Source organism: Pseudomonas sp. BN607 (assembly GCF_029871175.1).
GTDB lineage: Bacteria > Pseudomonadota > Gammaproteobacteria > Pseudomonadales > Pseudomonadaceae > Aquipseudomonas.
On the sequence record NZ_SSOE01000016.1, the window covers coordinates 20,997 to 30,029 of the forward strand.

Below are 9,033 nucleotides of genomic sequence, written 5' to 3' on the forward strand. Positions count from 1 at the left end.
CACACACGTGTCGACACGATGACCTGGGTGCCCCGAGTTGCAGAACTCGCGGGTTGGTCATTGGGATACGTGGAGGCCCAACCCGACTTATCAAGGAACTATCATGTCCCAAGTCAACATGCGCGATATGCTGAAGGCCGGTGTGCACTTCGGCCACCAGACCCGTTACTGGAACCCGAAAATGGGCAAGTACATTTTCGGCGCGCGTAACAAGATCCACATCGTCAACCTGGAAAAAACCCTGCCAATGTTCAACGACGCCCTGTCGTTCGTTGAGCGCCTGGCCCAGGGCAAGAACAAGATCCTGTTCGTCGGCACCAAGCGTTCCGCCGGCAAGATCGTCGCCGAGCAGGCTGCTCGTTGCGGTTCGCCATACGTTGACCACCGTTGGTTGGGCGGCATGCTGACCAACTACAAGACCATCCGCGCTTCGATCAAGCGTCTGCGCGACCTGGAAACCCAGGCCGAAGACGGCACTTTCGCCAAGCTGACCAAGAAAGAAGCACTGATGCGCTCCCGCGACCTGGAAAAACTGGATCGCAGCCTGGGCGGCATCAAGGACATGGGCGGTCTGCCAGACGCTCTGTTCGTTATCGACGTTGATCACGAGCGCATCGCGATCACCGAAGCCAACAAGCTGGGCATCCCGGTTATCGGCGTTGTCGATACCAACAGCAGCCCTGAAGGTGTTGACTACATCATCCCGGGTAACGATGACGCCATCCGCGCTATCGAGCTGTACATGACTTCGATGGCTGACGCAGTCATCCGCGGCCGCAACAACGTTGCCGGCGGCACCGAAGTTTACGCTGAAGAAGCGGCTGCACCTGCTGCTGAGTAATAGGCGCTAGCGTCTACTTGGCACGCAAAAAGGGGGCTCTGCCCCCTTTTTGCCACCTTGAAATCCTGCTGTCAGCATCGTCCCCGCATCATGGGCCTGCTGAACTGAAAACAGCGGATTTGCAGAATTTAACGCCCGTGAACAACGGGTGGAATGGTTGAAAAACTTTCCAAGAGGATTTTGAAATGGCAGCAATTACTGCAGCGCTGGTCAAAGAACTGCGCGAGCGTACCGGCGAAGGCATGATGGATTGCAAAAAGGCCCTGGAAAAGGCCGGCGGCGACATCGAGAAAGCCATTGACGACATGCGTGCCTCGGGCGCCATCAAGGCCGCCAAAAAGGCTGGCAACGTCGCTGCTGAAGGCGCTATCGCGGTCAAGACCGACGGTAAATCCGCCGTTCTGCTGGAAGTGAACTCGCAGACCGACTTCCTGGCCCTGCAAGACGACTTCAAGAACTTCGTTGCTGAAAGCCTGGAAGAAGCCTTCGCCCAGAAGCTGACCGACGCTGCTCCGCTGATCGCCTCGCGTGAAGCTGCTCGTGAAGCCCTGGTTGCCAAGTGCGGCGAGAACGTCAACATCCGTCGCCTGGTGCGCGTTGAGGGTGACGTTGTCGGTGCTTACCTGCACGGCAACAAGATCGGTGCCGTTGTTGTCCTGAAAGGCGGCGACGTCGAGCTGGCCAAGAACATCGCCATGCACGTTGCAGCGTCGAACCCTGAGTTCCTGGATTCGTCGGAAATCTCCGCCGAGGCCATCGAGCGCGAGAAGGGTGTCTTCCTGCAGCTGAACGCTGACAAGATCGCCGGCAAGCCGGAAAACATCGTTGAGAACATGATCAACGGTCGTATCACCAAGTTCAAGGCCGAAGCCTCGCTGAAAGAGCAAGCCTTCGTCATGAACCCGGAAGTCAAGGTTGGCGAGCTGGCCAAGAAAGCCGGTGCTGAAATCGTTTCCTTCACCTACTTCAAGGTAGGCGAAGGCATCGAGAAGCCAGTCGACGACTTCGCTGCTGAAGTTGCCGCTCAGGTAGCTGCTGCCAAGCAGTAAGACAGCCCCGTCTGTCGCCCCAAAGAGGCTGCCCGCTCACGCGCGCAGCCTCTTTGTCAAAGCGGAGGGGGGTTTATCCGATGCCCTCTTCGCTGGCACCAAAACGGTGCCACGCTACAGTTAGCAGGCTGCAAACAGCCCGCACGAATTTTCTAAAAGTACGCCGCAGGAGAGACTCGCAATGGCTCAGCAGGTGAGTGGTCGCCAACCTCGCTATAAACGCATTTTGCTCAAACTTAGCGGCGAGGCCCTGATGGGCTCGGAAGACTTCGGGATCGACCCGAAAGTGCTGGATCGCATGGCCCTTGAAGTTGGCCAGTTGGTAGGGATCGGTGTCCAGGTCGGCCTGGTGATCGGTGGGGGCAACCTGTTCCGCGGCGCCGCGCTCAGCGCAGCCGGCATGGATCGCGTTACCGGTGACCACATGGGCATGCTCGCCACCGTGATGAACGGCCTGGCAATGCGCGACGCGCTGGAACGCTCGAACATCCCGGCCCTGGTCATGTCGGCCATTTCCATGGTCGGTGTCACCGATCATTACGATCGTCGCAAAGCTATTCGCCACCTCAACTCCGGGGATGTGGTAATTTTCTCCGCCGGTACCGGCAACCCGTTCTTCACCACCGACTCCGCGGCGTGCCTGCGTGCCATCGAAATCGATGCTGACGTGGTGCTGAAGGCGACCAAGGTCGATGGTGTGTACACTGCCGATCCATTCAAGGATCCGCACGCCGAGAAGTTCGATCACCTGACCTATGACGAGGTCCTGGATCGCAAACTGGGTGTGATGGACCTGACCGCAATCGTCCTGTGCCGCGACCACGGGATGCCATTGCGGGTATTCAACATGAACAAGCCTGGCGCCCTGCTGAACATCGTGGTGGGTGGCGCTGAAGGTACTCTGATCGAGGAAGGCCAAGCATGATCAACGACATCAAGAAAAGCGCGCAGGAGCGCATGGGCAAGTCCATCGAGGCCCTGGCTCGTAACCTGGCGTCCATCCGCACCGGTCGTGCTCACCCGAGCATCCTGGACAGTGTCAAGGTGACTGCGTGGGGCAGCGAGATGCCGCTGAACCAGGTGGCTGCGATCACCGTCGAAGACGCCCGCACCCTGAAGATCGTCGCCCACGACAAGAACCTCAGCGCTGCCATCGAGAAGGCCATCCTCACTTCTGACCTGGGTCTGAACCCGTCCAGCGCTGGTACCACCATCCGTGTACCGATGCCGGCCCTGACCGAAGAAACCCGCAAGGGCTACACCAAGCAGGCCAGCGGCGTTGCCGAGGATGCCAAGGTGGCGGTGCGCAACGTGCGTCGCGACGCCCTGGCCGACCTGAAAAAGCTGACCAAGGACAAGGAAATCAGCGAAGACGAAGAACGTCGCGCAGCGGACGAAATCCAGAAGCTGACCGACAAGTTCATTGCTGAAGTCGATGCTGCCTACAAAGCCAAGGAAAAGGACCTGTTGGCCGTCTAAGGCCGGGGTTTTTTAATGGAAAAGACCAAGCCAGCGGCGCCGTCCTCGGTGCCGCGTCATGTCGCGATCATCATGGATGGCAACAACCGCTGGGCGAAAAAACGCCTGCTGCCCGGCGTTGCCGGGCACAAGGCGGGTGTCGACGCCGTTCGCGCGGTCATCGAAGTTTGTGCCCAGTCCGGGGTCGAGGTGCTGACCCTGTTCGCCTTCTCCAGCGAAAACTGGCAGCGCCCGGCCGAAGAGGTGGGTGCGTTGATGGAGCTGTTCTTCTCGGCACTGCGCCGTGAGGCCAGGCGCCTCAACGAGAACAACATCAGCCTGCGCATCATCGGTGACCGCTCGCGGTTTCACCCTGAGCTGCAGGCTGCCATGCGCGAGGCCGAAGCACAGACCGCCGGCAGCAACCGCTTCATCCTGCAGATCGCGGCCAACTACGGTGGCCAGTGGGACATCGCCCAGGCCGCCCAGCGGCTGGCGCGGGAAGTGCAAGCCGGGCACCTGCGCCCGGAAGACATCACCCCAGGCCTTTTGCAGACCTGCCTGGCAACCGGCGAGCTGCCGCTGCCGGACCTGTGCATCCGCACCGGTGGCGAGCACCGCATCAGCAATTTCCTGCTGTGGCAGCTGGCTTATGCCGAGTTGTACTTCTCCGACCTGTACTGGCCGGACTTCAAACACGAGGCCATGCGCAATGCCCTGGCCGATTTCGCTTCGCGCCAGCGCCGCTTCGGTAAGACCAGCGAGCAGGTCGAGGCTGGAGCTCGTGCTTAATGCTTAAACAACGCATCATTACTGCGCTGATCCTGCTGCCGATCGCGCTGGGCGGTTTCTTCCTGCTCAACGGTGGGGATTTCGCCCTGTTCATCGGCTTCGTGGTGACCCTCGGCGCCTGGGAGTGGGCGCGCCTGGCCGGGCTGATGGCCCAGCCGCTGCGCATCGCCTATGCCTTGGTGGTTGCCGGGGCGCTGATGCTGCTATACATCCTGCCGGAACTGGCGCCGTGGGTGCTGGGTGCTGCGGTTATCTGGTGGGGGCTGGCCACCTGGCTGGTCCTCACCTACCCGCGTACCAGCGAGCTGTGGGCCAGTGCCGCTTGCCGCTTGCTGATCGGCCTGCTGGTATTGCTGCCTGCCTGGCAGGGGCTGGTGCTGCTCAAGCACTGGCCGCTGGGCAACTGGCTGATTCTCTCGGTCATGGTGCTGGTATGGGCCGCCGACATTGGCGCGTACTTTTCTGGCAGGGCGTTCGGCAAGCGCAAGCTGGCCCCGCAGGTCAGCCCGGGCAAAAGCTGGGAAGGTGTGTATGGAGGTCTGGCGGTCAGCTTGCTGATTACCCTGGGTGTCGGCATCAGCCGCGGCTGGGGCTTTGGCCAGATTCTGCTGGGCCTGCTGGGCGCCGCGTTGCTGGTGATGGCTTCTGTGGTGGGTGACTTGACCGAGAGCATGTTCAAGCGCCGGTCCGGCATCAAGGACAGCAGCAACCTGTTGCCTGGCCATGGCGGCGTGCTTGATCGCATCGACAGCCTCACGGCAGCGATCCCGATCTTTGCCGTGCTGTTGTGGGCTGCCGAATGGGGTGTGATGTGAGTCGCCCGCAGCGTATTACCGTGCTCGGTGCCACCGGCTCGATCGGCCTGAGCACGCTGGATGTGGTTGCCCGTCACCCAGATCGCTACCAAGTGTTCGCCCTCAGCGGTTATTCGCGTATCGACGAGCTGTTGGCATTGTGTGAGCGTCATCGCCCGGCGTTTGCCGTGGTGCCAAGCGCCGAGGCTGCTGAGCGGCTGCGCGCTGGCTTGGTTGCGGCTGGCTCTACCACCGAAGTGCTGGAAGGCGAGGCCGGGCTTTGCCAGGTGGCCTCGGCGTCAGAAGTGGATGCAGTGATGGCGGCCATTGTCGGTGCCGCTGGGCTGCGCCCGACGCTGGCAGCCGTAGAGGCCGGCAAGAAGGTGTTGCTGGCCAACAAGGAAGCGCTGGTCATGTCGGGCGCGCTGTTCATGGACGCAGTGCGGCGCAGTGGTGCCGTACTGTTGCCGATCGACAGCGAGCATAACGCGATCTTCCAGTGCATGCCCGGCGACTATGCCCGTGGCCTGAGTGCCGTGGGTGTGCGCCGGATCCTGCTTACCGCCTCCGGTGGCCCGTTCCGCGAGACGCCGGTCGATGCCCTGCTGGACGTGACCCCGGAGCAGGCTTGTGCGCACCCGAACTGGTCCATGGGGCGCAAAATCTCTGTCGATTCGGCCAGCATGATGAACAAAGGTCTGGAGCTGATCGAAGCCTGCTGGTTGTTCGATGCCGCGCCGGCCAAGGTCGAAGTGGTGGTGCACCCGCAGAGCGTGATCCACTCGCTGGTCGACTACGTGGACGGTTCGGTACTGGCGCAGCTGGGCAACCCGGACATGCGTACACCGATCGCCAATGCCTTGGCCTGGCCTGAACGGATCGATTCCGGCGTGGCGCCGCTGGACCTGTTCGCCATCGCCCGTCTGGATTTCCAGTCGCCCGACGAACAACGCTTCCCTTGCCTGCGCCTGGCGCGGCAGGCTGCCGAGGCTGGCAACAGTGCGCCCGCCGTACTCAATGCAGCCAACGAAGTGGCCGTCGAGGCATTTCTTGGGCGGCGTATTCGCTTTCCCGAGATCGCGAGTATGATCGAACAGGTGCTCGGCCAGGAACCCGTCGTGCCCTTGCCGTCGCTGGACGCGGTGTTTGCCGCCGACCAGCGTGCCCGGGAGCTTTCCCGTGAGTGGCTGAGGCGTCACGGTCGCTGATGCAGGCCCGCCATGGTTCGTGAGGTGCCCGCGCGTGACGCCGGCCCGCTGAACATCATTCGGAGATGGACATGACAGCGCTCTACATGATTATCGGCACCCTCGTGGCCTTGGGTGTGCTGGTCACCTTCCACGAATTCGGCCACTTCTGGGTGGCGCGTCGCTGCGGGGTCAAGGTGCTGCGTTTCTCGGTGGGCTTCGGCATGCCGCTGTTGCGCTGGCACGACCGCCACGGCACCGAGTTCGTGGTGGCAGCGATTCCGCTGGGCGGCTATGTGAAGATGCTCGACGAGCGCGAGGGCGATGTGCCGCCAGCGTTGGCCGGGCAGTCGTTCAACCGCAAGTCGGTACGCCAGCGTATCGCCATTGTGGCCGCGGGCCCTATTGCCAACTTCCTGCTGGCCATCCTGTTCTTCTGGGTGCTGGCGATGCTGGGTACCCAGCAGATTCGCCCGGTGATAGGTGCGGTCGATACTGGCAGCCTGGCAGCATCGGCTGGCCTGACCGCAGGCCAGGAAATCGTATCCATCGACGGCAAACCGACCAGCGGTTGGTCGGCGGTCAACCTGCAACTGGTTCGCCGTCTCGGCGAGAGCGGCACGCTGCAGGTTGGCGTGCGCGACGAAGGTGCCACGGCCGAGCGCCAGTTACAGGTGAAACTGGACAGCTGGCTGAAAGGTGCCGATGAGCCGGACCCGATCCAGTCCCTCGGTCTGCACCCCTGGCGCCCGGCTATCGTGCCAGTGCTCGCCGAAATCGATCCCAAGGGGCCGGCTGCCGCTGCGGGCCTGAAGACCGGTGACCGGCTGCTGGCAGTCGATGGCGCGGCCGTGACCGAATGGCAGCAGGTCGTCGACAGCGTGCGTGCCCGCCCGGATGCCAAGGTGGTAGTGCGCGTGGAGCGCGATGGTGCTGCCCTTGAGGTGCCGGTAACCCTGGCCCGTAAAGGCGAGGGCAAGGCGGCTGGTGGCTATCTGGGTGCCGGGGTAAAAGGCGGCGAATGGCCTGCCGACATGCTCCGTGAAGTCAGCTACGGCCCGCTGGATGCGGTAGGTGAAGGCTTGTCGCGCACCTGGAACATGAGCGTCCTGACCCTTGAATCGCTGAAGAAAATGCTGTTCGGGGAGCTCTCGGTAAAAAACTTGAGTGGACCGATAACCATTGCTAAAGTGGCGGGCGCTTCAGCCCAGTCCGGCGTCGGGGATTTCCTGAATTTCCTTGCCTACCTGAGCATAAGCCTGGGGGTTCTTAACCTGCTGCCCATTCCTGTACTGGATGGGGGGCATTTGCTGTTTTACCTGGTCGAGTGGGCGCGCGGTCGTCCGCTCTCGGATCGGGTGCAAGGTTGGGGGGTCCAGATCGGTATCAGTTTGGTCATAGGGGTGATGTTGCTCGCCCTGATCAACGATCTGGGTCGACTATAAAGCTTCGCTCAATTGCGAACCTGCCGTGTTATCGCGGTGGGTTGTTTATTGCCAGTTGGAATAAAAGGACTTCATGAAACGTCTGCTGCTAACTGCGGTCATGTCCGCACTGATGATCGCTGAAGTTCACGCCGAGTCCTTCACCATCTCCGATATTCGCGTCAACGGCCTGCAGCGGGTTTCCGCCGGCAGCGTGTTCGGTGCCTTGCCGCTGAACGTCGGTGACCAGGCCGATGACCGCCGTCTGGTGGACTCGACCCGTTCCCTGTTCAAGACCGGGTTCTTCCAGGACATCCAGTTGAACCGCGATGGCAACGTGCTGATCATCAACGTGGTCGAGCGCCCGTCGGTGTCGAGCATTGAGATCGAAGGCAACAAGGCGATCAGCACCGAAGACCTGATGAAGGGCCTGAAACAATCTGGCCTGGCCGAAGGCGAGATCTTCCAGCGTGCCACCCTCGAAGGCGTGCGTAACGAACTGCAGCGCCAGTACGTGGCCCAGGGCCGCTATTCGGCCGAGGTCGACGCCGAGGTGGTGCCGCAGCCGCGCAACCGTGTGGCGCTGAAGATCAAGATCAACGAAGGTACCGTCGCTGCCATCCAGCACATCAACATCGTCGGCAACAACGTGTTCGACGATGAAACCCTGGGCCAACTGTTCGAGCTGAAGACCACCAACTGGCTGTCGTTCTTCAAGAACGACGACAAGTACGCTCGCGAAAAACTCTCCGGTGACCTGGAGCGCCTGCGTTCCTACTACCTGGACCGCGGCTACATCAACATGGACATCGCCTCCACCCAGGTGTCGATCACCCCGGACAAGAAGCACGTCTACATCACCGTCAACATCAACGAAGGCGAGAAGTACACCGTTCGCGACGTGAAGCTGTCCGGTGACCTGAAGGTGCCGGAAGACCAGGTCAAGTCGTTGCTGCTGGTGCAGCCGGGCCAAGTGTTCTCGCGCAAGGTGATGACCACCACGTCCGAGCTGATCACCCGTCGTCTGGGTAACGAAGGCTACACCTTCGCCAACGTCAACGGCGTGCCCCAGCCGAACGACGAGGACCACACGGTAGACATCATGTTCGTGGTCGACCCGGGCAAGCGTGCCTACGTCAACCGCATCAACTACCGCGGCAACACCAAGACTGAAGACGAAGTGCTGCGTCGCGAGATGCGCCAGATGGAGGGCGGCTGGGCTTCGACCTACCTGATCGACCAGTCCAAGACCCGTCTGGAGCGCCTGGGCTTCTTCAAGGAAGTCAACGTCGAGACCCCGCCTGTGCCAGGCACCGACGACCAGGTCGACGTCAACTACAGCGTCGAAGAGCAGGCTTCCGGTTCGATCACCGCCAGCGTCGGCTTCGCCCAGAGTGCGGGCCTGATCCTGGGTGGTTCGATCAGCCAGAGCAACTTCCTCGGTACCGGTAACAAGGTGTCCATCGGGCTGACCCGTTCGGAATACCA

9 protein-coding genes are annotated in these 9,033 nt (G+C 61.5%); all 9 read left to right on the forward strand.

Going from position 1 to position 9,033, the window contains the following annotated elements; all coding sequences use genetic code 11:
- Nucleotides 1-103 precede the first annotated feature (103 nt).
- Entirely contained in the window at nucleotides 104-841 is a 738-nt protein-coding gene (gene rpsB / locus E8E68_RS01275) for a 30S ribosomal protein S2 (RefSeq protein WP_003252287.1), read from the forward strand.
- 185 nt (nucleotides 842-1,026) lie between these two features.
- Nucleotides 1,027-1,890: a translation elongation factor Ts gene (gene tsf, locus E8E68_RS01280; RefSeq protein WP_012270835.1), complete on the forward strand. Its 864-nt coding sequence runs from the start codon at nucleotides 1,027-1,029 to the stop codon at nucleotides 1,888-1,890.
- Nucleotides 1,891-2,071: 181 nt separating this feature from the next.
- Complete coding sequence (gene pyrH, locus E8E68_RS01285) at nucleotides 2,072-2,815, forward strand: UMP kinase (RefSeq protein ID WP_012270836.1); 744 nt, start codon at nucleotides 2,072-2,074, stop codon at nucleotides 2,813-2,815.
- Nucleotides 2,812-3,369, forward strand: a complete 558-nt coding sequence (gene frr, locus E8E68_RS01290) for a ribosome recycling factor (protein WP_110746994.1) — start codon at nucleotides 2,812-2,814, stop codon at nucleotides 3,367-3,369. The genes pyrH and frr overlap by 4 nt, the downstream gene beginning before the upstream one ends.
- Before the next feature lie 15 nt (nucleotides 3,370-3,384).
- Nucleotides 3,385-4,140 carry a polyprenyl diphosphate synthase gene (gene uppS / locus E8E68_RS01295; RefSeq protein WP_110746992.1) on the forward strand — a complete coding sequence of 252 codons (756 nt, stop codon included), beginning with the start codon at nucleotides 3,385-3,387 and terminating at the stop codon, nucleotides 4,138-4,140.
- A complete protein-coding gene (locus E8E68_RS01300) occupies nucleotides 4,140-4,955 on the forward strand; it encodes a phosphatidate cytidylyltransferase (protein ID WP_266034113.1) in 816 nt (271 codons plus the stop codon). Before uppS ends, E8E68_RS01300 begins: the two co-directional genes overlap by 1 nt.
- A complete protein-coding gene (gene ispC, locus E8E68_RS01305; RefSeq protein ID WP_266034115.1) occupies nucleotides 4,952-6,142 on the forward strand; it encodes a 1-deoxy-D-xylulose-5-phosphate reductoisomerase in 1,191 nt (396 codons plus the stop codon). Before E8E68_RS01300 ends, ispC begins: the two co-directional genes overlap by 4 nt.
- A 71-nt stretch (nucleotides 6,143-6,213) precedes the next feature.
- Entirely contained in the window at nucleotides 6,214-7,566 is a 1,353-nt protein-coding gene (gene rseP, locus E8E68_RS01310; protein WP_266034119.1) for an RIP metalloprotease RseP, read from the forward strand.
- 73 nt (nucleotides 7,567-7,639) lie between these two features.
- A partial coding sequence (gene bamA / locus E8E68_RS01315) for an outer membrane protein assembly factor BamA (RefSeq protein WP_280339274.1) occupies nucleotides 7,640-9,033 on the forward strand: 1,394 nt, incomplete at its 3' end.